23 protein-coding genes are annotated in these 23,314 nt (G+C 65.5%); 13 read left to right on the top strand and 10 right to left on the bottom strand.

Features of this window, described 5'->3' with window-relative positions:
• Positions 1–142 precede the first annotated feature (142 nt).
• The 3 genes from AC1MH0_RS15235 to AC1MH0_RS15225 form a co-directional block, all read right to left on the bottom strand.
• On the bottom strand, positions 143–691 hold the full coding sequence (locus tag AC1MH0_RS15235) for a cytochrome b (protein ID WP_480963473.1): 549 nt from the start codon (positions 689–691) through the stop codon (positions 143–145).
• Positions 692–712: 21 nt separating this feature from the next.
• On the bottom strand, positions 713–1,498 hold the full coding sequence (locus AC1MH0_RS15230; protein WP_056060547.1) for a SapC family protein: 786 nt from the start codon (positions 1,496–1,498) through the stop codon (positions 713–715).
• A gap of 62 nt (positions 1,499–1,560) precedes the next feature.
• On the bottom strand, positions 1,561–3,033 hold the full coding sequence (locus AC1MH0_RS15225) for an FAD-binding oxidoreductase (protein ID WP_480963472.1): 1,473 nt from the start codon (positions 3,031–3,033) through the stop codon (positions 1,561–1,563).
• A 187-nt stretch (positions 3,034–3,220) separates the two neighbouring features.
• Between AC1MH0_RS15225 and AC1MH0_RS15220 the strand changes: the two genes are divergently transcribed.
• The 3 genes from AC1MH0_RS15220 to AC1MH0_RS15210 all read left to right on the top strand — a co-directional run bounded on the left by AC1MH0_RS15220 (position 3,221) and on the right by AC1MH0_RS15210 (position 6,200).
• On the top strand, positions 3,221–3,592 hold the full coding sequence (locus tag AC1MH0_RS15220) for a hypothetical protein (RefSeq protein ID WP_480963471.1): 372 nt from the start codon (positions 3,221–3,223) through the stop codon (positions 3,590–3,592).
• A 374-nt stretch (positions 3,593–3,966) separates the two neighbouring features.
• Positions 3,967–5,676, top strand: coding sequence for a DEAD/DEAH box helicase (locus tag AC1MH0_RS15215; protein ID WP_480963470.1), 1,710 nt, complete (start codon positions 3,967–3,969; stop codon positions 5,674–5,676).
• Positions 5,673–6,200 (top strand): thioredoxin family protein, encoded by a 528-nt coding sequence (locus AC1MH0_RS15210; RefSeq protein ID WP_480963469.1) that lies wholly within the window; start codon positions 5,673–5,675, stop codon positions 6,198–6,200. The genes AC1MH0_RS15215 and AC1MH0_RS15210 overlap by 4 nt, the downstream gene beginning before the upstream one ends.
• A 506-nt stretch (positions 6,201–6,706) precedes the next feature.
• Here the strand turns inward: AC1MH0_RS15210 and AC1MH0_RS15205 are convergent.
• The 7 genes from AC1MH0_RS15205 to AC1MH0_RS15175 all read right to left on the bottom strand — a co-directional run bounded on the left by AC1MH0_RS15205 (position 6,707) and on the right by AC1MH0_RS15175 (position 14,068).
• Positions 6,707–7,321, bottom strand: coding sequence for a glutathione S-transferase family protein (locus AC1MH0_RS15205; protein ID WP_480963468.1), 615 nt, complete (start codon positions 7,319–7,321; stop codon positions 6,707–6,709).
• Between the two features lie 179 nt (positions 7,322–7,500).
• Complete coding sequence (locus AC1MH0_RS15200; protein WP_480963467.1) at positions 7,501–8,370, bottom strand: dienelactone hydrolase family protein; 870 nt, start codon at positions 8,368–8,370, stop codon at positions 7,501–7,503.
• Between the two features lie 34 nt (positions 8,371–8,404).
• The gene (locus AC1MH0_RS15195) at positions 8,405–9,469 is read right to left on the bottom strand and encodes an MBL fold metallo-hydrolase (RefSeq protein WP_480963466.1); all 1,065 of its coding nucleotides are present in this window, start codon (positions 9,467–9,469) and stop codon (positions 8,405–8,407) included.
• Positions 9,470–9,918: 449 nt separating this feature from the next.
• Positions 9,919–10,596: a DUF1013 domain-containing protein gene (locus AC1MH0_RS15190; protein WP_056484483.1), complete on the bottom strand. Its 678-nt coding sequence runs from the start codon at positions 10,594–10,596 to the stop codon at positions 9,919–9,921.
• A 99-nt stretch (positions 10,597–10,695) separates the two neighbouring features.
• A complete protein-coding gene (locus AC1MH0_RS15185; protein WP_480963465.1) occupies positions 10,696–11,718 on the bottom strand; it encodes a glycosyltransferase family 4 protein in 1,023 nt (340 codons plus the stop codon).
• Positions 11,719–11,879: 161 nt separating this feature from the next.
• On the bottom strand, positions 11,880–12,764 hold the full coding sequence (locus AC1MH0_RS15180) for a UDP-2,3-diacylglucosamine diphosphatase (protein WP_480963464.1): 885 nt from the start codon (positions 12,762–12,764) through the stop codon (positions 11,880–11,882).
• Between the two features lie 323 nt (positions 12,765–13,087).
• The gene (locus AC1MH0_RS15175) at positions 13,088–14,068 is read right to left on the bottom strand and encodes an NAD(P)H-quinone oxidoreductase (RefSeq protein WP_480963463.1); all 981 of its coding nucleotides are present in this window, start codon (positions 14,066–14,068) and stop codon (positions 13,088–13,090) included.
• A gap of 123 nt (positions 14,069–14,191) precedes the next feature.
• Between AC1MH0_RS15175 and AC1MH0_RS15170 the strand changes: the two genes are divergently transcribed.
• The 10 genes from AC1MH0_RS15170 (at position 14,192) to AC1MH0_RS15125 (ending at position 23,314) form a co-directional block, all read left to right on the top strand.
• The gene (locus AC1MH0_RS15170; protein WP_056060574.1) at positions 14,192–14,386 is read left to right on the top strand and encodes a DUF1192 domain-containing protein; all 195 of its coding nucleotides are present in this window, start codon (positions 14,192–14,194) and stop codon (positions 14,384–14,386) included.
• Positions 14,387–14,529: 143 nt separating this feature from the next.
• Positions 14,530–16,848: an ATP-dependent Clp protease ATP-binding subunit ClpA gene (gene clpA, locus AC1MH0_RS15165; protein ID WP_480963462.1), complete on the top strand. Its 2,319-nt coding sequence runs from the start codon at positions 14,530–14,532 to the stop codon at positions 16,846–16,848.
• 336 nt (positions 16,849–17,184) lie between these two features.
• Complete coding sequence (locus AC1MH0_RS15160; RefSeq protein ID WP_480963461.1) at positions 17,185–18,870, top strand: GGDEF domain-containing protein; 1,686 nt, start codon at positions 17,185–17,187, stop codon at positions 18,868–18,870.
• Positions 18,871–18,931: 61 nt separating this feature from the next.
• Positions 18,932–19,129, top strand: coding sequence for a hypothetical protein (locus AC1MH0_RS15155; protein ID WP_480963460.1), 198 nt, complete (start codon positions 18,932–18,934; stop codon positions 19,127–19,129).
• 73 nt (positions 19,130–19,202) lie between these two features.
• Positions 19,203–19,442 (top strand): exodeoxyribonuclease VII small subunit, encoded by a 240-nt coding sequence (locus AC1MH0_RS15150; protein WP_056060585.1) that lies wholly within the window; start codon positions 19,203–19,205, stop codon positions 19,440–19,442.
• A 13-nt stretch (positions 19,443–19,455) separates the two neighbouring features.
• Positions 19,456–20,346 carry a polyprenyl synthetase family protein gene (locus tag AC1MH0_RS15145; RefSeq protein WP_480963459.1) on the top strand — a complete coding sequence of 297 codons (891 nt, stop codon included), beginning with the start codon at positions 19,456–19,458 and terminating at the stop codon, positions 20,344–20,346.
• A gap of 22 nt (positions 20,347–20,368) precedes the next feature.
• Positions 20,369–20,875 (top strand): pantetheine-phosphate adenylyltransferase, encoded by a 507-nt coding sequence (gene coaD, locus AC1MH0_RS15140; protein ID WP_480963458.1) that lies wholly within the window; start codon positions 20,369–20,371, stop codon positions 20,873–20,875.
• A gap of 213 nt (positions 20,876–21,088) precedes the next feature.
• A complete protein-coding gene (locus tag AC1MH0_RS15135) occupies positions 21,089–21,817 on the top strand; it encodes a peptidylprolyl isomerase (protein ID WP_133018697.1) in 729 nt (242 codons plus the stop codon).
• A 7-nt stretch (positions 21,818–21,824) separates the two neighbouring features.
• Complete coding sequence (gene queA, locus AC1MH0_RS15130; protein ID WP_480963457.1) at positions 21,825–22,850, top strand: tRNA preQ1(34) S-adenosylmethionine ribosyltransferase-isomerase QueA; 1,026 nt, start codon at positions 21,825–21,827, stop codon at positions 22,848–22,850.
• An 8-nt stretch (positions 22,851–22,858) separates the two neighbouring features.
• Entirely contained in the window at positions 22,859–23,314 is a 456-nt protein-coding gene (locus AC1MH0_RS15125; RefSeq protein ID WP_480963456.1) for an EF-hand domain-containing protein, read from the top strand.

Genomic DNA, 23,314 nt, shown 5'->3' with positions numbered 1-23,314 from the left:
GGACGCTAGAAGCGTCCCGTACGGCGCCGCGAAAGGGGGGGACACGATGCCGTACAGGATCTAAATGGGTGAGCCTCGTTTTGGTTCAACCCTTGTTGCACCGCACCCGCAATTTTTTTGAGGCGGTCGCGTTGGTTGGCTGTCAGCGACGCCCGAGCATCGGCGCGATCCGCGTCAGCACGGGATCGCGAAGAAGCAGATGATGGCGCAGTGCGGCGCCGATGTGCAGCACGACAAGCGCGAGCATCACCCAGCCGAGAACGCCGTGCGCGCTATGGCCGAAATGCCCGGTCGCCTTCGAGACAGGCAGATAGGGGATTTCGAAAAGACCGAAGATGCTAACCCCGCCAGGCTTGCCGCCGCCCGACACCATCATCCAGCCCGTCAGCGGCAGGCCGAGCATCAGGACGTAGAGTAAAGTGTGCGAGCCGTGCGCCAGAGCGCGCTCCCACATCGGCGTCCGGCTGGGGAGCGGCGGCGGCCGGTGGGCCAGCCGCCACGCAACGCGCGCGATGGTCAAAGCCAGCACCGCGAGGCCGATCGCCTGGTGGGCACCCATCCAGCTTCGCAGCGCCGGGACCGAATCGTGCAACAGCCCGACCGCAAGGTTGAGCAGGACCAGCAGCGCGATCGTCCAGTGAAACCAGATCGCGACGCTCGAGTAGCGATCCGGCCGATCCTGCGCTGCCATGGTCAATTCCTCCGGTCAGACTCAGACGTTGAACTGCGCCGGGGCGGGCATCTGCTGCTGCGGCGTCATGCCGAGCTGGGCCTGACGCGCGAAGATATCGCGCATCAGCGACAGCGAGAACAGGTGCGCATACAGCAGCGGCAACATGCCCGACTTGCTCATCTTGCGCAGCGCGTCGCCGCGCAGGTCGATCAGCTTTTCCTCGTTGATCATCTGGAAGCCGCGATAGACGAACGGCTGTTCGGCGCCGTCGGGCTGGATCGTGACTTCGCCGTCCATCAGCAGCTCGAGCTCGCGCAGCTCGTTCATGAAGTTCTGCGTGCGCGCACCGGCCTGTTCGAACGACTCGTTGAAGCCGAGGATGTTCTTGGTCAGCTCGGTCGGCTGGCCGTTCTCGAACAGTGCATCGCCGTCCTCGAAATCACCGATCGCCTGCGAGGTCGGGTCGAAGCAGAGCGACAGCTCCTGCGCATCGGGGTGCAGACGCGCGAGCATGTACGGGTAGCGGCGGACATACGCCGGCACGTAGAACGTGTTCTCGGTCAGCTTGCCGTCCTCGCCGACGAACACGTTGACGCCCTCGTTCAGGCCCATCAGCGCGAGCGGAATCGCGTCGTCACCGACCGAGAAGACGATCGGCATGTGACGCTGGACCAGCGGAAACTCGTCGACGGTGATCGGGATCGCATGCTGGCCGACCAGGAACGGCGCGCTGTCCTGCGGGCGGACCTTGTAGTTCGCGTGCGTGTCGCTCGAAAGCGGCTCGAGGCCATTATAGAAAAGCGGAAGCTGGGCGGTGCTGGCCATGTTACTCTCCGGATCGGTCGGTCGAAATGCCGGTGGCTCATGCCACCGATTGGGGCGAGGCTCTATGGTGCGCCGGGCGGGCGTGCAAGTGTGACGAGCTTGCCGGGGTTGAGGATGCCGAGCGGATCGAGCGCGGACTTGATCGCGCGGAGTGCTGTCATCCGTGCGGGCGAGGAGAGGCGCTCGAGTTCGTCGCGCTTCATCTGGCCGATGCCGTGCTCCGCCGAGATCGAGCCACCGGCCGCCGTCACGAGATCGCCGACGAAGCGGGTGACGACTGGCGCGTCCTCGGCATACCAGTGCGAAGGGTCGGTGCCGGGGGCGGCGCGGACGTGGAAATGGACGTTGCCGTCGCCGAGATGGCCGAAGCCGCTCGCGTGCGTGCCGGGGAAGCGCGCGTCACACGCCGCCGCTGCCTCGATCATGAACCGCGGCATCGTTTCGACGGGGATCGAAATGTCGTGCTGCGTTGCGGGGCCGAGCGCGCGTTCGGCGGCGGAGAGCGAGTCGCGCAGGAGCCAAAACGCGGCGGACTGGGCTTCGCTCGTGGCGATCGTAGCGTCTTCGATCGCGCCGTCCTCGATCGTTTTGCCGAGCAGGCGTTCGAGCAACGCGCTGGGAGACTCGCCTTCGGTGGTGGCCGAGGTCGCTTCGATCAGGAGGTGCCAGGGGTGGCGGCCGGCGAGCGGCGCGCGGGCGTTGAGGAGATGCGCGATGGCGGCGTCGAGCGACTCGGCAGGGAGGATCTCGAAGCTCTCGATCGCGTCCGTCTTCGCCTGCATCGTGCGCAGGAGTTTGAGTGCCGCCTGGGGCGAGCCGACGCCGACCCAGGCGGTGCCGCGCGCTGCGATTGCGGGGGCGAGACGCAATGTGGCGGCAGTGACGATCGCCAGCGTGCCTTCCGCGCCGATGAAAAGCTGGTCGAGATCGTAGCCGCGGTTGTCCTTCTTGAGCGCGGACAGGCCGTCGTAGATGCTGCCATCGGCGAGCACCGCCTCGACGCCGGCGACGAGGCCGCGCATGGTGCCGAACTTGAGCACCTGGGTGCCGCCGGCGTTGGTCGAGACGAGGCCACCGATCGTCGCGGTGCCGCGCGCGCCAAGCGTTAGTGGGAAGCGCCAGCCCTCCCCTTGCGCGGCGCCGTCGAGGTCGGCGAGGATCACGCCGGCCTCGGCGATCGCTAGACCGGCATCGGTATCAATGCTGCGAATGCGGTTAAGGCGACGCAGCGACAGGATCAGCGCGCTGCCGTCCGCGGGGGCGGTCGCGCCGCCAACCATCGATGTGTTGCCGCCTTGCGCGACCAGCGGCACGCGGTGCTCGGCGGCCGCCTTGACGATCAGCGCGACCTCGGCGGTGGATGTCGGCGCGAGCATTGCGGGCGCGGCGCCGTGGAAGCGGTCACGCCAGTCGTGCAGCCAGGGGTCGATGTCGGCGGGGTCGGTGACGATCGCCTTCGCGTCGAGCCGCGAGGCGAGCGATTCGAGCATCGCCGCCTGCGAAGGCGTCAGGATTGCTGACTGAATTTCGGCCATGTACGCGGCGCTAGACAAAATTCATCGCGCGTTCAACGATAGGCGCTAACGATTACGTCAGCATGATCCAGACACCATGATTCACCCCGCGATACCCGCCACCCTGCTCGCGCTCGCGGGTCCCTTTGCTGTGGCATTGCGCGATGTACCGTCGTCCGGGCAGTCTCCGGGATTCGAGCTTGATGGCATGCAGATCGCGCAGGTCTCGATCCACGAACGCATCATCATCCGTGTGCCCCGGATGAGCCGAGCCCCCGTTCGTAGCTACGCGCCGCCGACCGAGTGGAAGGAGCATAAGGGCCCCAAATGCATCGCGGTCGACGAGATCGCCGGCGCCATGCTCAACAAGGATGGCGCGGTCGACCTGGTGATGGACGACACGACGCGGCTACGCGCGCGGCTCGACGGCGACTGCAAGCCGCTCGATTATTATTCGGGTTTCTATCTGCGACCGGGCGCGGACGGGATGATCTGCAAGGACCGCGATGCGATCCGCATGCGATCGGGTGCACGCTGCGAGATCGAGGGGTTCAAGAGCTTGCGGGCGAAGAAGAAGTAGGTGGGTCGCTTCGGCGTCCGTCGACTGCCTGTTCGCCTGATTCTATCCAGATCCCGGAGCTCCCTAATTCCGATAAGCACCTCCCCGGCGAAGGCCGGGGTCCAGTTGGGTGACGTTGCCAACTCTGCGTTGCCCTTCGTTATTGCGACCTTTCCAACTGGGTCCCAGCCTCCGCCGGGGTGGTGCATCTGGCGAATAGATGCACCAGCACGTCGTTCAGAGTATGCGGACGCCACGGGTAATTGGTATTTTCCCGTCCAAGACCCCCTCCCCACCCTCACTTCACCGCGTTTCCTTGACATTTGTCGCTAAATCGGCGAGCGCCGGAACGCTTGAGGGCAGTGCATTTCACCCTCTATTTACCGGACATTTGCATGAGTTTTGCCGATCTCGGCCTCTCCGACGAACTGCTGAAGGCAGTCACCGACTCCGGCTACACCGAGCCGACCCCGATCCAGGCCGGTGCGATCCCGTCCGTGCTGATGATGCGCGACATCATCGGCATCGCCCAGACGGGCACGGGCAAGACCGCGTCGTTCGTGCTGCCGATGATCGACATTCTCGCGCATGGCCGCAGCCGCGCGCGGATGCCGCGCTCGCTGATCCTCGAGCCGACCCGCGAACTCGCCGCGCAGGTGGCGGAGAATTTCGAGAAATACGGGGTGAACTCAAACCTCTCGATGGCGCTGTTGATCGGTGGCGTATCGATGGGTGACCAGCTCGCCGCGCTGGAGAAAGGCGTCGACGTCCTGATCGCGACGCCGGGCCGGCTGATGGACCTGTTCGGGCGCGGCAAGATCATGCTCAACGGCTGTTCGATGCTGGTGATCGACGAGGCGGACCGGATGCTCGACATGGGCTTCATCCCCGACATCGAGGAAATCTGCACGAAGCTGCCGAAGCAGCGCCAGACGCTGTTGTTCTCGGCGACGATGCCGCCGCCGATCAAGAAGCTGGCGGACAAGTTCCTGACCAATCCCAAGACGATCGAGGTGTCGCGCCCGGCGTCGACCAACCTCAACATCAAGCAGTATCTGGTGCCGGTGCCGAGCCAGACCGCCAAGCGCGATACGCTGCGCCGCATTCTCGCGCAGGAAGAGGTGACCAACGCGATCATCTTCTGCAACCGCAAGACGACGGTGCGCGACCTCAACAAGGTGCTGAAGCAGGCGGGCTACAAGTCGGGCGAGATCCACGGCGACATGGAACAGCCGCAGCGGCTGGCCGAGCTGGAGCTGTTCAAGTCGGGCGCGGTGACGATCCTGGTCGCCTCGGACGTCGCGGCGCGCGGGCTCGACATCAAGGGCGTGTCGACGGTGTTCAACTATGACGCGCCTTGGCACCCAGACGACTATGTCCACCGGATCGGCCGGACGGGCCGCGCCGGGGCGACGGGGACGGCGTATACGTTCGTCGCGCCGGACGATGCCGAGAACATCGTCAATATCGAGAAGCTCACCGGGCAGACGATCGAGCGGCTGAAGGTTGCCGAGCCGAAGACGGCGGCAGTTACCGCTGCGACCGAAGACGATGGCACGACGCGGCGCGCACGGCCGCGTCGCGGCGCGCGGTCCGAGACGTTTACGCCAGTGCCGGTTGCGGCGGCGGCTGCCGAAGAGTCGGATCGGCCACGTACCCGGCGGGTGCCACGGGCGGATACGGTGGCCCCGGCAATCGTCGCCGAAGTGCTGGCTGCGGTGGAGCCGGTTGCGGCCGCCAAGCGTCCTCGCTGGGAGCGTACGCCGATCGACGAGCCTGTGCCCGCGGTGAAGCCGCGCGTTACGGAACCGGCACGGGTCGAGCCGGGGCAGGTCGAACCGGCGTATGTCGAACCGGTTCGCGCGGCGCCCGTACGGTTGGAGCCTGCGCGGTCGGAACCTGCGCTATCGGAGCCGGTACGGTCGGAACCAGTTCGCACGCAAGCTGTTCGTCCGGAAGCCGCGAAGGTCGAACCGCCACGGACGGAGCGCCTCCCTGCGGATCCAACCGGTGGTCGCCGCCAACCGATCGCCGAAACGCCGGTGGATGGCTGGAACGGACCATTCCCGAGCTTCCTGAATGCCGTGATCGGAGGATATGAATGATCTCGATACGCCGTCTCGCCGCGCTTGCCTTGCTTGCAACCGCCGTGGCCGCCCCCGCTGCGCCCCGCGCGAAAGTCGTGGCGCCGCACGTCAACACGACGAGCTTCGACAAGCTGCCGCAGCCCTTGCCGCTGCCATATAATGAGTCGGCGAACGCCAATGCACAGGTTGCGGCGGGGCGGGCGCGGGCACTGAAGACGCACAAGCGGTTGCTGATCGATCTCGGCGGCAACTGGTGCCTCGACTGCCGCCTGCTCGCGGGGACGATCGACCTGCCGGAGATGAAGCGCTTCGTGGACAGTAAGTTCGTGGTCGTGACGGTAGATGTCGGCCGCTTCGACAAGAACGGGCAGATTGCAGCAGGCTACGGCATCAAGGGCCGCCTTAAGGGCGTGCCCGCGGTGCTAGTGGTCGATCCGCGGACTAACAGGCTGTTAAATGCCGGGCATGAGACCGAATTGGCGGATGCTCGGTCGATGGGGCCGCAGGCCTTGGCCGACTGGCTGGCGAAGTGGGCAGCCTGATCCGGGTTTTGTAGAGGGCGGCTGGTTGCTGAGTACTGGTTTTGCTTGGAGTAGGCGTCGCCAGTCAGTTGCCTTAGCTAGCGAATTTAAAGTCCACGATTGCAATCGGTGACGTGCCCTCATCTATCGCCGCCTTCGCGTCTCTCCCTCTCCCCCCACGGGAAAGGGACGGGGCCGGCCGCCGCTTGACCTTGGGACGGGTGAGGGCACCGTTTGTCCGGATCATTGCTACCGGTCATGTTCGTGAGGCGGCCCCTCTTGCTCGCCGAGAGCAGCCAACGCCCCCTGCCCGTGAGACGCCGATCCGGTGCGCGCCAACGCCGCTGCGAACGCAACCGGTTCTGCCAGGAAGCTAAATTTCAACGCACCGTGCCGGCCCAAACCCGCCGTTATCCTGACGAAAGTCAGGATCCAGGGTACCGACAGCTCGCCTTCGTGGCTCTGGATCCTGACTTTCGTCAGGATGACGAGGTCAGGTATGACCGATCACACGCCGTCGGTCGACTTCAGGCTGCAGCCGCTATCAGCGCGTCGTCCAGCTCTCCTGCCCGCTTGTATGCCGAACGTTCGGTCAGGCGGGTAGCGTAGTCGGCGAAGGTTGGCCGCTTTGGTAGCCAGCCGAACTGCATGCCCCAGATGACCTGCGAACCGACATAGACGTCGGCAGCAGTGAGGCGGTCGCCGGCGATGTACGGGTGCGCCGCGACCGCCTGTTCCAGTACGTCGATCACGCGGTCGAGGCTGCCGTAGCCGACCATCCGTTGTTGCGCGGCATCGGGGACGACGCCCAATGCACGGTCGGCGGTGGCAGCTTCGACCGGGCCGGCGGCGTAGAAGAGCCAGCGGTAATAATCGGCGCGTTCGTCTTCGCGCGGCGCAAGGGCCGCGTCGGGGAAGGCCTCGGCGAGATAGGCGCAGATCGCGGCGCATTCGGTGATGGTCTTCCCGTTGTGGACCAGCGCGGGGACCTTCGCCATCGGGTTGATCGCGCGAAACGCCTCTGCCTTCATCGTTGTGTCGTAATCGAGGACGACCGTCTCATAGTCGGCGCCGACCTCTTCGAGCATCCAGCGGGCGATGCGGCCGCGCGACATCGGGTTGGTGTACAGGGTCAGGGTCACGCGATTCTCCTTGAGAACGGATCGTGAACGATGGTCTCATGGGGCGTGGGCAAGGTCAAGCGGCTGGCTGGCGGAGTAAGATTGTTCTCCCGCGAAGGCGGGAGCCCAGACTGGGCTCCCGCCTTCGCGGGAGAACAAGGAAGCGGGTCGCTAGGTTCGGGTACTAGCCCCGCCCCCCTTTACACCAACGCCTTGTCGAACAGCGCGAGCATGCGGGCCCAGGCCTTGTCCGCCTGGACCGGATTGTAGACCTTCGAGTCGGGCGGGCACCAGCCGTGCATCGTTCCGGCATAGACCTCGATCTCGGCGGGGAGTTTTGCGGCGGCAAACGCCGTGCGGAGCGTGTCCTTCTCGGTCGGCGCGCGGGCGTCGTCGTTGGCGGCGATCGCGATGAGGTATTGCGCCTTCATCTGCGGGATCAGCAAATGCGGGCTGTCGGGCTTGTCGGTGACGAAGCCGCCGCCGTGGAAGGTCGCGCCTGCACGGATCCGGTTCGCGACGGCTGCGGCGGTACGCATCACCATCGGGCCACCCATGCAATAGCCGGTGGTAGCCATGCCGCGCTTGCGATCGACCTGCGGTTGCGCGTCGAGGAAGACGGTGAAGGCTTTCGCGTCGCGAACCGTGCCTTCCGATGTGAGCGCTTCGCGGAAGGGGGCGATGCGGCTTTTGACTTCAGGTTGGTCGTAGGATTCGCCGGGCTTCAGGAATGGCGCCTTGGTCGAGCGGTAGAACTGGTTGACGACGAGCACCGCATAGCCCGATTGCGCGAGCCGGTCGGCCATCTGGCGGAAGGCGGGGCGCAGGCCCATAATGTCGGGCCAGACCAGCACGCCAGGATGCTTGCCGGTGGCAGGCGCGACGAAATAGGCGTCGGCCTTGCCGTCGGGCGTTGCGATCGACACGTCGCGACCCTTGATGACCGCAGCGTTCGCGGGCGCGGGGAGCAACATCGTCAGGCCCATCGCGCCGGTCATCACGCCGAACTGGCGGCGCGAAACGCCGGCCAGATAGGCTTCGTTATCGTCTGCGGTATGCTCGTCGCACATGGGCCTATCCTCTTGAATTCGGCCGCATGCTAACTCAGGCCGCGCGCCACCACCATACGCCATCTTGCGTGTCCCGGGTCGCTCGACCTTCGACTTCGAGGCGGCGGAGATGCGCGAGTGCCTCGCCGGTCGCCATGCCGAGCACATCGGGGCCGATCGCGCGGCGGAACAGGCGGCCGAAACAGTCGACCGCGCGGCGGGGCTCGGCGAGGAAGACGGCCAGTTCGTCGAGTCGTTCGCGGTGTTCGCGGTCCATCGCATCGAGACGGGTGTGGAAGCCGGTGAACGGGTCGCCGTGGCCCGGGAGGACGAGCAGGTCGGCGGGCAGCGTCTTGAGCTTGGCGATCGAGGCGAACCATTCGCCCAGCGGGTCGGCGTTCGGTTCGGTGACGCCGAGCGAGACGTTGGGGCTGATGCGGGGGAGGACCTGGTCGCCCGCGATCAGGATGCCGCCGACTTCGTCGTACAGGCACGCGTGTTCGGGGGAGTGGCCGGAGCCGGTGACGACGCGCCAGTCGCGCGTGCCGATGGTGAGCGTGTCGCCGTCCTCGATGCGGGTGTAGCTGAGCGGCAGCGGCGTGATGATCTTGCGGAAGCCGGCCCAGCCCTTGGCGGTGGCGTGGTCGATCTGTACGGCGTCCCAGCCTGCGCCCTGCCAGAAGGCGAGCATTTCGCGGGGAACGGAGTCGCGGGCGTCGGCGGCGAGCATGCGCGCGGTCAGCCATTCGGCGCGGGTCATGATCAGGGGGGCGGAATGGTGATCGCACATCCAGCCTGCCAGGCCGATATGGTCCGGGTGGAAGTGGGTGCCGATCATTCGGGTGATGCGCTTGCCGGCCTTGGGGCCGTTGAAGATGGCTTTCCAGGCGTTCCGGGCCTCGGCGGTGTTCATGCCGGTGTCGACCAGCGCTTCGCCGTCGGCGTCGGCGAGAAGCCAGCAGTTCACGTGGCGTAGCGGGCCGGGGATGTGGAGGCGAACCCACTCTATGCCGGGGGCGACCTGCATCGTTTCGCCCGGTGCGGGCTCCGCGCCACCAAACGGGTAGGTCAGCCCCTTGTGGCTAGTCGGCGCGAAATCTGTGCTGGGTGCAGTTGCCATCCGTTGCGGTTAGCAACTGGATGTGGCCGGAGATAGTGCTGTACGGCAGCGGACCTTCTCTCGATCCTCCCCCGCCAGGGGGAGGTGTCGCCGAAGGTGACGGAGGGGGAGGACACGGAGCAGAGGTTAGCGCGTGCCTCCCCCTCCGTCTGGCGAGTGCCAGCCACCTCCCCCTGGCGGGGGAGGATCAAATTGAATTACACGGATTCGCATGCTCTCCGTCACCCGGACGGGGACGGCACGTCTGAGATTCAGACGAAGGAAGCTTGTTTCCCCGCGAAGGCGGGGACCCAGACTGGGCTCCCGCCTTCGCGGGAGAACAACGACGCGCGGGCTGTCCTTAGACGCGGTCACAACTTGCCGGGTTGGCTAATCTCGCCAGCCGTATCACAGGAGGAGCGCGCGAGCCCACCCCCTGCCCCCTCCCGCTTGCGGGAGGGGAAAGACGGTCAGCGCTTGAAGGGGTCGTCGAACAGCGGCTTGACGGGGAGGACGCCGCCGTCTGCCACGAACTGGGCGTCCGCGGCCGCCTGGGTGCGCTCGGCGCGGAGCTGCTGGAGGAGCACTTCGCGATCGCCTTCGAGGCGCGTGTCGGTCGGGGCTTCCATGCCAGCTGCCTTCGCCGCCTTTGCCACCGCTGCGTCGAGTTCGCGCTGCGAGGTCAGGCCGAGCGTGACCGGGTCCTTCGGGGTGATGTTGGCGATGTTCCAGTGGCTGCGGTCGCGGATCGCAGCGATCGTCGTGCGCGTGGTGCCGATCAGCAGCGAGATCGCGCCGTCGGTGATCTCGGGGTGATTGCGGATGATCCACGAGATGCCGTCGGGCTTGTCCTGGCGCTTCGAGACCGGCGTATAACGCGGGCCCTTGGTGCGGCGAACCTGCTCGGGGCCCTTGATCATCTTGAGCTGGTAATCGGGATCGGCGGCGCCCTTGTCGATCTCTTCCTGCGTGACCTCATGCGCGCGCACGGGATCGCGGCCGGTCAGCTTGGTCGAGGTGGTGTCGTCGGCGATCGCCTGGATCTCGAGGATGTGCAGGCCGCAGAAATCCGCGATCTGCTCGAAGCTGAGCGCGGTATTGTCGACCATCCAGGCGGCGGTCGCGTGGGGCATGAGCGGCTGGGCCACGGCGGAAACTCCGTAAAAATAGAAAGGGCCGCCCCTTTCGGAGCGGCCTGACATGAGAGAGACTTAGTGCGCGCGGGAGCAACAGGCAAGCGAACAAGCTCAGGCGGCCATGAGCTTTCCTTCGAGAGGGACGAGCGCGTGGAGGAACTGGCGTGCGCTGGCGGGCCAGCTGTAGCGCGCGGCATAGGCGGCGCAGGTGACGCTGTCGCGGGTGAGCGCGGTGGCGATCGCGGTATCGAGCTCTTCGTGCATCGCGCCGACACGGTCGTCGAGGACGTCGATCGGGCCGGTGACCGGGTACGCCGCGACGGGGGTTCCGCAGGCCAGTGCTTCGATCATGACGAGGCCGAACGTGTCGGTGCGGCTCGGGAAGACGAGGACGTCGGCGGTGCGATAGGCGGCGGCGAGGTCGAGGCCGGAGCGCTGGCCGAGAAAGACGGCTTGCGGGAAGCGGCGGGCGAGCGTCGCACGGGCAGGGCCGTCGCCGACGACGACCTTGGTGCCGAGATGTGCGGAGGACAGGAACGCCTCGATGTTCTTCTCGACCGCGACGCGCCCGACATAGAGGAGGATCGGACCGGGCAGCGCCGCCATCTCGGGATCACGCGCGCCGTCGAGACCGAACTGCGCGAAGTCGACGCCCCTGCCCCATTCGCGGACCTGATGCAGGCCTTGGGCTGCGAGCGTTGCCGCGACCGAGGGCGTGGAGACCAGGATCGACTGGGCGGGGCGGTGAAACCAGCGGATGTAGCGCCAGATCCAGTCGGGGTTCGCGCCGGTACGGGCGGCGATATAGTCGGGGAACTGCGTGTCATACGCGCTGGTGAACGGGAGCGCGCGGGCCAGGCACCAGTTGCGGGCGGCGAGGCAGACTGGCCCTTCGGTGGCGAGATGGATCGCGTCGGCGCCGAATGCTGCCAGCATGCGGCCGACTGCGCCCGAGCGGGCGAAGGCGAGGCGGATCTCGGGGTAGGTCGGGCAGGGCATCGAGGCGAAGCGTTCGGGGGAGACTACCAGGACCTCATGGCCGATGGATTCGAGCTCGCGCTGGACCGACTGGAGGGTGCGGACGACGCCGTTGACTTGTGGGCTCCAGGCGTCCGTGACGATCGCGATACGCATCGTGTCTTCTCCGTTTTGCCCCTCTCCCATGGGGAGAGGGAGGGGCCCGGCCGGCGCAGCCGGGTGGGAGGGTGAGGGCACGCTTCAACTGGCGTTGCGGACTTGCCCTCACCCGCGCCGCTGACGCGGCTTGCCCTCTCCCCGGCGGGGGAGAGGGTTAGTTAAGCGGCTAAGGTGACGACCTTGTCCTTCTCGCGGGCGGCGATTTCGTCGCCCCAGTGGAGCAACTCCATGCGGCCGTCGAAATGCTCGACCAGCGCGGTGCAGCCTTCGACCCAATCGCCATCGTTGTAATAGGCGATGCCGGCGATCTCGCGCATTTCGGCGGTGTGGATGTGGCCGCAGACGACGCCTTCGACGCCGCGGACCCCGGCCGCGTGCGCGACGACTTCCTCGAAGTGCGAGATGAAGGCGACGGCGTTCTTGACCTTGGCCTTGGCGTGCTTCGACAGCGACCAATAGGGCATGCCCATCCGCCGGCGCGCGCCGTTGACCCACCGGTTGAGGCCCATCAGCATCGTGTAGGCGGCGTCACCGATATGCGCGACCCAGCGGTGTGCGAGCGTGATCGCGTCGAACTCGTCGCCGTGGAGGACCAGCAGGCGACGACCGTCCGCCGTCTCGTGGATCGCGTTGCGGCGGATCGAGATGCCCCCGAGGTCGAGCCCCGAATATTGCCGGAACACCTCGTCGTGGTTGCCGGGGATGTAGACGACGCGGGTGCCGCGCTTGGCGCGCTTGAGCAGGCGCCAGATCACGTCGTTATGCGCGGCGGGCCAGTAGAATTTCTTCTTGAGCCGCCAGCCGTCGATCATGTCGCCGACGAGGTACATCGTCTCGCTGTCGACGTGATCGAGGAAGTCGTTGAGCATCCCGGCATTGCAGCCGCGCGTGCCGAGATGGACGTCGGAGATCCAGATCGTGCGATACTGGCGGCGCTCGACGACCGGCTCGGGTACGGCGGGCCGGGAGTGGATGAAGTCGGCGATATCGGTGATATCGGCGCCAACGAAGCTAGATGCCGAAAACGTCGTAATGGCGTTCATGAGCCTGCCCCCGCAAAACTATCCTTGTCGAGAGTATTAGGCGAGTATTGTTACACGGTGGTCGCAGTCTGGTGACTGTTCCAAGTCATGGGCGAGGATAGATTGTTTCCCGCGAAGGCGGGAACCCAGACTGGGCTTCCGCCGTCGCGGGAGAACAAGTTTTGGGTCAGGTAGCACTTCGAGGCCCCCACCCCGGCGGAGGCCGGGGCCCAGTTGGAGAGGTTGCAGTAATTGGGCGCACCGCGTCCTTACTGAGTTCTCCCAACTGGGCCCCGGCCTTCGCTGGGGTGGTGCGGTGTGAGCGGTAGGCGTTTGCCCTCCCCTCACTCCATCGTCAGCACGATCTTTCCGACGTGGTCGCCTGCTTCCATCCTCGTATGCGCGGCGGGGGCATCCGCGAAGGCGAAGGTGCGGTCGATCACGGGCTTCAGCTTGCCGGCCTCGACGTGTGGCCACACCGTCCGTGCGAGTTCGTCCGCGACGAGCGACTTGAACGCGGTATCGCGGGGACGGAGCGTGGAGCCGGTCAGCGTCAGGCGGCGGCGCATGATTTCGAACAGGGGCACCGTCGCCATCATGCCGCCCTGGACAGCGATCGACACGTGGCGGCCGTCCTCCGCGAGGCATTGCAGGTTGCGGGGGACGTAGTCGCCACCGACCATGTCGAGCACCGCGGCGACGCCCTTGCCGCCGGTGATCTGCTTCACGCGCTCGACGAAATCCTCCGACTTGTAGTCGATCGCGTGCGTCGCGCCGAGGCTGAGCGCCGCCTCGCACTTGGCTTCCGAGCCCGCGGTGACGATGATGTCGATGCCGAATACGTTGCACAGCCCGATCGCCATCGTGCCGATGCCGCTGGTGCCGCCGTGGACGAGGACGGTGTCGCCTTCCATCGCGTAGGCGCGCTCGAACAGGTTGGTCCAGACGGTGAAGAGCGTCTCGGGCATCGCCGCCGCCTCGACCATCGTCAGCGCCTCGGGGACGGGTAAGCACTGGCCGAACGGCGCGACCGCATATTCCGCATACGCACCGCCCGAGATCAGCGCGCAGACGAGCTGGCCGACCTGTTCGTCGCCGACGCCGTCGCCGACCGCGACGATCGTGCCGGAGATCTCCATACCGAGGATCGACGGCGCACCCGGCGGCGGCGGATACTTGCCCTGGCGCTGCATCACCTCCGGTCGGTTGACCCCGGCGGCCGCCACCTTGACCAGCACCTCGCCCTGCCCCGGCTGCGGCACGGGACGGTCGACGAGGACCAGCACTTCGGGACCGCCGGGCTGTTCCGGATCGATCGCCTTCATCGCCTCGGGTACACGTAAGTTACTGGATTGGTTTTCGGGTATCGCGGTCATTGCTCGTCACGTCCCTTTAGATTTCCGCGCCTTATTGACATCACTCGGGTGCGGGTCAACGTTACAGAAACTATGGAACCGGACGACACCCCCTCCCGTCCCGACGATCTGCTCGACGCGCTCGTGCGACAGGACCTCGATCCGTTGTCGGTCGCCGAGCTCGATGCGCGGATCACCGTGCTGCAGGGCGAGATCGCGCGCTGCCAGCTGAAGAAGGACCGCGCGGTCAGTCACCGCGCCAGCGCCGACGACCTGTTCAGGCGGTGATCGCGCGGCCCGCCTCCACAAGCGTCGCATTTAGGCAGCGCAGGAACGGACGGGGCCGGGTTCAAGTGCTTGATGCGACCGATATCAGTTCCGACATAGTGGCAAAGGGCTCGCGTTCTCGCGGCCCGACAGGAGTATTGTAAATGCCATCATTTGCACCCGCCCTCGAGACCACGCTGCACAAGGCGCTCGAGGCGGCATCGTCCCGGCGTCACGAATATGCGACGCTGGAGCATCTGCTGCTCGCGCTGATCGACGACGAACATGCGTCGAAGGTCATGACCGCGTGCAACGTCGAAATCGGCGACCTTAAGAACACCGTCTCGCATTACCTCGACAGCGAACTCGACGCGCTGAAGGTCGATGCGGCGACCGACCCCTCGCCCACCAGCGGGTTCCAGCGCGTCGTCCAGCGCGCGATCCTGCACGTCCAGTCCTCGGGCCGCGATGAAGTGACCGGTGCCAACGTGCTCGTCGCCTTGTTCAGCGAGCGCGAGAGCTATGCCGTCTATTTCCTGCAACAGCAGGACATGAGCCGCCTCGATGCGGTCAGCTTCATCAGCCACGGTGTCGGCAAGGGCGGGCAGCAGGCGACCGAAGCATCCACGCCAAAGGGTGCGGACGACGAGAAGCCGGCCAAGGGACAGGAGAAGGGCAAGACGGAAAGCGCGCTCAAGCAATTCACGGTCGACCTCAACGAGAAGGCCAAGAACGGCAAGGTCGATCCCCTGATCGGGCGCGGGCCGGAGGTGGATCGCACGATCCAGATCCTGTGCCGCCGGTCGAAGAACAACCCGCTCTATGTCGGCGATCCCGGCGTCGGCAAGACCGCGATCGCGGAAGGCCTGGCGCGTAAGATCGTCGAGGGTGATGTGCCCGACGTACTGTTGCCTGCCGTGATCTATTCGCTCGACATGGGCGCGTTGCTGGCGGGTACGCGCTATCGTGGCGACTTCGAGGAGCGCTTGAAGGCGGTCGTCAACGAGCTCGAGAAGCTGCCTGATGCCGTGCTGTTCATCGACGAGATCCACACCGTGATCGGTGCGGGTGCGACGAGTGGTGGGGCGATGGATGCCTCGAATCTGCTCAAGCCGGCTTTGTCGGGCGGCACGATTCGATGCATCGGTTCGACGACGTACAAGGAGTTCCGCAACCACTTCGAGAAGGACCGCGCTCTGCTGCGGCGCTTCCAGAAGATCGACGTGAACGAGCCGACGATCGAGGATACCATCAAGATCCTCGCCGGCCTGCGCTCGGCGTTCGAGGATCACCACAACGTCAAGTACACGCCCGATGCGATCAAGTCGGCGGTCGAGCTGTCGGCGCGGTACATCAATGACCGCAAGCTGCCGGACAAGGCGATCGACGTTATCGACGAAGTCGGCGCGATGCAGATGCTGGTGCCGCCGAACAAGCGCAAGAAGACGATCACGCCGAAGGAGATCGAGCAGGTCATCGCGACGATGGCACGCATCCCGTCGAAGTCCGTGTCGACCGACGATAAGCTGGCGCTTGCCACGCTCGAGACGGATCTGAAGCGTGTGGTGTTCGGCCAGAATGCGGCGATCGAGAAACTGTCGTCGGCGATCAAGCTGGCGCGGGCGGGCTTGCGCGAGCCGGAGAAGCCGATCGGCAACTATCTGTTCACCGGGCCCACCGGTGTCGGCAAGACCGAGGTTGCCAAGCAGCTGTCGACGATCCTCGGCATTCCGCTCCAGCGGTTCGACATGTCCGAATATATGGAGCGGCATTCGGTCAGCCGTTTGATCGGTGCGCCTCCGGGCTATGTCGGGTTCGACCAGGGCGGTCTGCTGACCGATGCGATCGACCAGAACCCGCACTGCGTGCTTCTGCTCGACGAAATCGAGAAGGCGCATCCGGACCTGTTCAACATCCTGTTGCAGGTGATGGATAACGGGCGGCTGACTGACCAGCACGGCAAGTCGGTCGATTTCCGCAACGTCATCCTGATCATGACGACCAATGCGGGCGCCAGCGACATGGCGCGCGAGACGGTCGGCTTCGGCAACCTGACGCGCGAGGGCGAGGACGAGGTGGCCGTGACGAAGATGTTCACGCCGGAATTCCGCAACCGTCTCGATGCGGTGGTGCCGTTCGGGTATTTGCCGACCGAAGTGGTGGCACGCGTAGTGGACAAGTTCATCCTCCAGCTCGAACTCCAACTGGCGGATCGCGGCGTGCACATCGTCCTCGACGACGAGTCGAAGGCATGGCTCACCACCAAGGGCTATGACAAGCTGTACGGCGCACGGCCGATGGGTCGCCTGATCCAGGAGAAGATCAAGCAGCCGCTCGCCGAGGAACTGTTGTTCGGCAAGCTGGTCCATGGCGGCGAGGTGACGGTGAAGATGAAGGACGGCGCGCTGTCGTTCGAAATCGAAGCCGCCGCGCCGAAGAAGCCCAAGAAGAAGGGCAAGACCGAAACGGTCGACGCTAGCTGATGATTATCGACCCGGCCTGGGAATATCCTGGGCCGGGTTTGATACTAGTCTAGGTCACCAGCGCATTCGAACGGCACGTTGGATACCGTCATTTAGTTGCGAAGACGAGCTTTCTGCACTTGGTCATTACCGCTGCATTGGAACCTATTTATCCAAGATCTTCCGTGCCACGGAAAAATCTGACGTAAGCGCGACACTGATATGTCGTTATTATTTAGATAGTTAAGAGGACTATCCCGCATAATTCGACCCATAACGGGCTGAATAGGTCGCATCGACCAGTGACGCCGCCGCCTCTTTACCTTTAATTGGTGAAGGAGGCTTAGCGGTATTCGCATGACGTTCGGGTTTCGTATCACTTGGCTCATCGGCATCGTTGCGACGGCGTTGGCGATGTTCGGTGCTGCGCCAGCCGAGGCCCGGACCGGGCAACTGCTCGATGTCTGTATAATGCGCGCTACCCCGGGGTTCTCCGTACCTGCCTTGTTTCGGACGCCTTCGCGGTTCGACTGCACCACCCCCCAATCGGACTATGGCTCCGGCGATTTCTGGGTTCTGTCGCAGATTTTGCCGACGAACCTGACGCACATCCCTGATCTGCGTGCCCTGACCGCGAGCGTCTGGCAGGATCGCGTCACGCTTTTCGTCCTCTACGCGGACGGCGCGATCCGCCGTACCGGATTCACCAGTCGCACGTCCGGCCGTCATCTCATGATCGGCGCGACCCTGTCGCTGACGCTGCCGCCGCACGTTGCGCACCCCGTCCGCCTGCTTTGGCACGTCGAGGGTTCGGCGAATTTGCGTGGCGTCGTACTCGGGCCGACACTCGCAACGGCCGCGGAAGCCGCAAAGAGCGAGATCATCCTGTCGGCGCTATATGCAAGTTTTGGCGGGATGGCGATCGCATTGATCGTCTACAATCTCGCCTTGTGGGGTGCGCTTCGACAGTCGTTCCAGCCAGTCTACTGCCTGCTGGTGCTATGCTTGCTCGGGTACGCCTTTTCGTCGTCGGCCGCGCTGGGCCAGCTTGTGCCGTCGCTCGACAACAACGTCCGCTTGAAACTCAACGTATGCCTGCTGGCGATCTGCGCCGGCATGGTCCTGGTCTTCGCCCGCGCTTTCTTCGAGCGGGCGGTGTTCGATGGTTGGCCGCGCCCCGCCAGCAACGTGGCGCTCGCAACGCTCGCCACGGCCGGAATTGCGTTTGCGATCCTGGCGCCGTGGCATATCTACTGGCTCGATCGCTTACTGACGCTCAGCTACATTCCGCTGATCGCCTTGGTGCCGCCGGTGCTGTACCGAGCCTGGCGGGTCCGGAGCAGCTACCTTTGGATGTTCACGCTCGCCTGGGGCGCGCCCATCGTCTTTGCCAGCCTGCGGATCGCCGGTGCACTGGGGCTGATGTCGTGGAGTTTCTGGATCGATAATTCGACGATGATATCCATGATGCTGGAGGCGCTGCTATCCAGCCTGGCGATCGCGTACCGGATCCGGCTGCTCAGCGTCGAACGCGACGACGCGCGCGAACAGGAGATCGCGGCGCGGTTGCTGGCGGATACCGAACCCCTGACAGGGTTACTTAATCGTCGTGCGTTCCTGGATCGCGCGATCGGACGCACGGGCGATCAAATGCTGCTGATCGCCGACGTCGATCACTTCAAGCATGTCAACGAGACGATCGGCCACGATGGCGGCGACGAAGTCCTGCGGGTCGTAGCGCGGGTGTTGCGAAACGCCGTCCCGCTCGACGCTCTGGTCGCGAGGATCGGCGGAGAGGAGTTCGCCATCCTCATCGACGCGACGACGCCGGTCTTACCCGAGACGATCCTCGAACGATTGCGCGGCCAGCGCATGCCGTTCGACATGGCGATAACCGCCAGTATCGGCTGCTGCACGGGGCCGTTGCTGCGCGAATCCGACTGGAAAGCACTGTATCGCAGCGCCGACCGTGCGCTGTTCGCGGCCAAGGGCGCCGGGCGCGATCGGTCACGCGACGCTGGCATACTTCCGATTGCAGCATAAGGCCGTTGCGATTGCGAAACGGCAACGTGTCATCCATGATCGCACGCCTGGGAGATCGACGATGCGGAACCGGAAACTTGTGCTGGCAGCGGCGGGGCTTGCTCTCGTGACGCTTGCTGTGCGTCATCCGACCGCCGAGTTCAGGCTGATCACTCACGAAAAGAGCGATCCGTCGCCACACCGGATGCAGGCCGTCGTCGATTTCGGACTGGTCGGTGTCTCGGTGTTGTACACCTGGACCGTCAACCGCCTGCGGTAAGTGCGTGCCGCATATCCGGCGCCCTCTCGCGCGTCCTTGACCCTCGTCGCGTGCCTGCGCCATAGCGACGGACATGGACACGCCGATCGAAGACCTCGCGTTCGAGGATGCACTGAAGGAACTCGAGCTTATCGTCGGGAAGCTGGAAAGTGGCGACACGCCGCTTCAGCAGGCGATCGAGCTGTACGAGCGCGGCAACAAGCTGCGCCAGCGTTGCGCCGACCGGCTCGACGCGGCACAGGCGCGGATCGAGGCGATTCGGCTCGACGGCGACGGCAAGCCTGCCGGCGTCCGCCCGTTCGCGGCGGGCTGACGCGGTGAGCGGGATGCCCGTCACGCTTGATGCCGCGCTTGCCGAGGTCTCTGCGGAGATCGACCGGCAATTCGACCAGCTGCTGAGCATTCCGGACGATCCGCGTGGCGACCTGTACCGGGCGATGCGGCATGCGGCGATCGGCGGCGGCAAGCGGCTGCGTCCCTTGCTCGTGTTCGCGACCGCCAATCTGTTCGACGTGGCGCGGGACTGTTCGGCGCGGGCCGCGACCGCGATCGAGGCGATCCACGTCTATTCGCTGATCCACGACGATCTTCCGTCGATGGACGACGACGACATGCGCCGCGGCAAGCCGACCGTGCACAAGATGTTCGACGAGGCGACCGCGATCCTCGCAGGGGACTGCCTGCACGCGATGGCGTTCGAGATCCTCGCAGATCCCGCGACGCACGCCGACCCGTTCGTCCGCATCGAACTGGTCATGGACCTCGCGCGGGCGTCCGGGCCGAACGGCATGGCCGGTGGTCAGAAGATGGACATCGAGGCTGAGAACACGCGCTTCGACCTCAATACCGTGACCCGGTTGCAGCAGATGAAGACGGGCGCGCTGATCTCGGCGTCGGTCGAAGCTGGCGCGATTCTCGGGCGGTTGCCACCGGAAGGCCGCGTCGGCCTACGTGGCTACGCGCATGACCTTGGGCTCGCGTTCCAGATCGCCGACGACCTGCTCGATGCCGAGGGCGACGAGGCTGTCGTCGGCAAGTCGCTGCGCAAGGACGAGGTCGCTGGCAAGGAGACGTTCCTGTCGCTGCTCGGGCCCGAGCGCGCGCGCGAACAGGCGCGGATGCTGGTCGACCAGGCGGTCGCGCATCTCCATAGCTACGGCAAGGAAGCCGACCTGTTGCGGGATATCGCCCGTTTCGTGCTCGAACGCGACCGCTAGAACTACAACCGGGGAGATCGGCATGACGGCACGGATTGGGGTTTACCCGGGGACGTTCGATCCCGTCACGCTGGGGCATATGGACATCATCCGGCGCGGCGCGAAGCTGGTCGATCGGCTGGTGATCGGGGTCACGACCAATCCGTCCAAGTCGCCTATGTTCACGATCGAGGAACGGATGGCGACGGTGCGCCGCGAGGTCGCGGACGTCGACGGCGATATCGAGGTGGTGGCGTTCGATTCGCTGCTGATGGATTTTGCCGAGCGGCAGGGGGCGAAGGTGATCGTCCGGGGCCTGCGCGCGGTCGCCGACTTCGAATATGAATATCAGATGGCGGGGATGAACCAGCAGATCAATCCGCGCGTCGAGACGGTGTTCCTGATGGCTGATGTCGCGCTGCAGCCGATCGCGAGCCGGCTGGTGAAGGAGATCGCGCTTTACGGCGGAAATATCGCCAAGTTCGTGCCGGAATCAGTGCGTGCCGAAGTGGTAGCGCGGGTCGAGAAGATCGGCCGCAAGGGCAGCTGACCTTCTTCGCCCCTCCCTGGAAGGGAGGGGTTGGGGGTGGGTCGGGTTCCGCTTGGTTGCACGTTTGAGGCTCGAGCGAACCTACCCACCCCCGGCCCCTCCCTTTCAGGGAGGGGAGCAGCGATCCCCATCACGTTCAGATTGGCGCAAGCGGGGATTTGCTCTAAGTGGCGGCAGCCTGGTTGCGCCGGGCCTCTTTCGAGTGGGAATTTGATGCGCTTTTTCGTCGGAATGTTCGCGTTGCTCGGGTGCCTGGTCACGGTACCGGCTGGTGCAGCGCAGAAGAAGGAAGTCGTGGCGCCTGCCGTTCGCGCGACCCCGCCCCTGACCACGGATACGCAGAACCTGCTGCTGCTCGATCTGTCGACCGGCGGGCGCGTCACGATCTGGCTTCGGCCCGACGTCGCGCCGCTGATGGTCGAGCGGATCAAGACGCTCACCCGCCAGCATTTCTATGACGGCCTCGCGTTCCACCGCGTGATCGACGGCTTCATGGCGCAGGGCGGCGATCCCAAGGGCGACGGCACCGGTGGCTCGACGCTCCCCGACGTGAAGGCAGAGTTCAACTACCTCCCGCACGTCCGTGGTGCGGTGTCGGCGGCGCGGTCGGACAAGGAGGACAGCGCGAACAGCCAGTTCTTCATCGTCTTCCAGCCGCGTCTTAGCCTCGACAAGAAATACACCGTGTTCGGTCGCGTGCTCGACGGGATGCAGTATGTCGACGCGATCGAGCGCGGCGAGCCGCCGGCGAACCCGTCGCGGATCGTCCATGCCTATATCGCGGCGGACAATCCCCCGGCGTATATGGCTGGGCCGCCTGCCCCGGCGCTCGGTGCACCGGTGACGTTGCCGGGCACGGCTTCGGGCCCGAACGCGGCCAAGCCAAAGCTCGCGCCGGCCGCTCGCAAGGCGCCGGTAAAGAAGGCTCCTGCAAAGAAGTGACCCCCCGTTGAACGTCGACCTTTTCGACTTCGACCTGCCGACCGACAACATCGCGCTCCGCCCCGCGGCGCCGCGCGATGCCGCGCGGATGCTGGTACTCGAAGGTGACGCGACCCGCGATGCGGGCGTGTCGGACCTGCCATCGCTGCTGCGGCGTGGCGACATGCTCGTCTTCAACGATACGCGCGTGATCCCGGCGCAGCTCGACGGGCGGCGCGGCGATGCCAAGATCGGCGCGACCCTGCACAAGCGCGAGGGGCCAAGGCGGTGGCGCGCGTTCATTCGCAACGCGCGGCGATTGCGCGATGGCGATGTCATCGAGTTCGGCAACGGCGTCAGCGCAGCGGCAGTCGATTGCGAAGACGACGGGAGCTACGCGCTGGTGTTCGCGGGCGAGGAGCCGGTCGAACTGCTGCTGGAGCGCGCGGGCCATATGCCCCTGCCCCCGTATATCGCCGGCAAGCGGCCGACCGACGAACGCGATGCGGACGATTACCAGACGATGTTCGCGTCCGAGCCGGGCGCGGTCGCAGCGCCGACCGCGGCACTGCACTTCACGCCGGGGTTAATGGCGGCGCTCGAGGCGGCGGGGATCGAGCATGCGACGCTGACGCTGCATGTCGGCGCGGGGACGTTCCTCCCCGTGAAGGCGACCGACACCACCGAGCACAAGATGCACGCCGAATGGGGCCGGATCGATGCCGCCACCGCGGATCGGCTCAACGCGGTCCGCGCACGCGGTGGTCGCGTGATCGCGGTCGGGACGACGTCGCTGCGGCTGATCGAGAGCGCGACGGGCGAGGACGACGTGATCCGCCCATTCGACGGCGACACCGCGATCTTCATCACGCCGGGTTATCGGTTTCGCGGGATCGACGGCTTGATGACCAATTTCCATCTGCCACGCTCGACGTTGTTCATGCTCGTGTCGGCGCTGATGGGGCGGGAGCGGATGCAGGCGGCGTATGCGCATGCGATCGCCGGGAAGTATCGCTTCTACAGCTATGGCGACGCCTCGCTTCTGCTGCCATGACGGGCGGCATGCTGCTCGCTCTAGCTCTGCTCCAAGCCATTACCGCCGCGCCGCCGCCCGCTGGCACGCCGCAACCGCCCGCGACGATCTTCGCCGAGCCGGCCGCGCTGTTCATCGCCGCGTGCGATGCGAACGGTGATGGCCGCGTGACGCAGGCCGAACTGACCGCGGGCGTCGCGCGGAGCTATGCCACCGCCGAGGGTGCTGCGACCGGATCGATCGGGTACATCGCCTTTGCCGACTGGGCGCAGGCGTGGCTGGGTGATCGTAACGCGTTGCCGAGCCCGTTCGAAGTCGATCGCGATGGCGACAACCGGATCACGCTCGCCGAACTCCAGGCGCGGTTCGCACAGTTCTTCGCGAGGTTCGATCGCGACAAGGATGGCGTACTGACCCGCGCCGAACTCATCACCATCCGCGGCGCGCCGGCCGGCGATCGCTACGGCATCCGCAAGAAACGTTGA

The organism is Sphingomonas sp. AP28, assembly GCF_056680455.1.
Note: the sequence above shows the minus strand (reverse complement) of the source record. Positions and strands in the feature narration are given on the sequence as shown.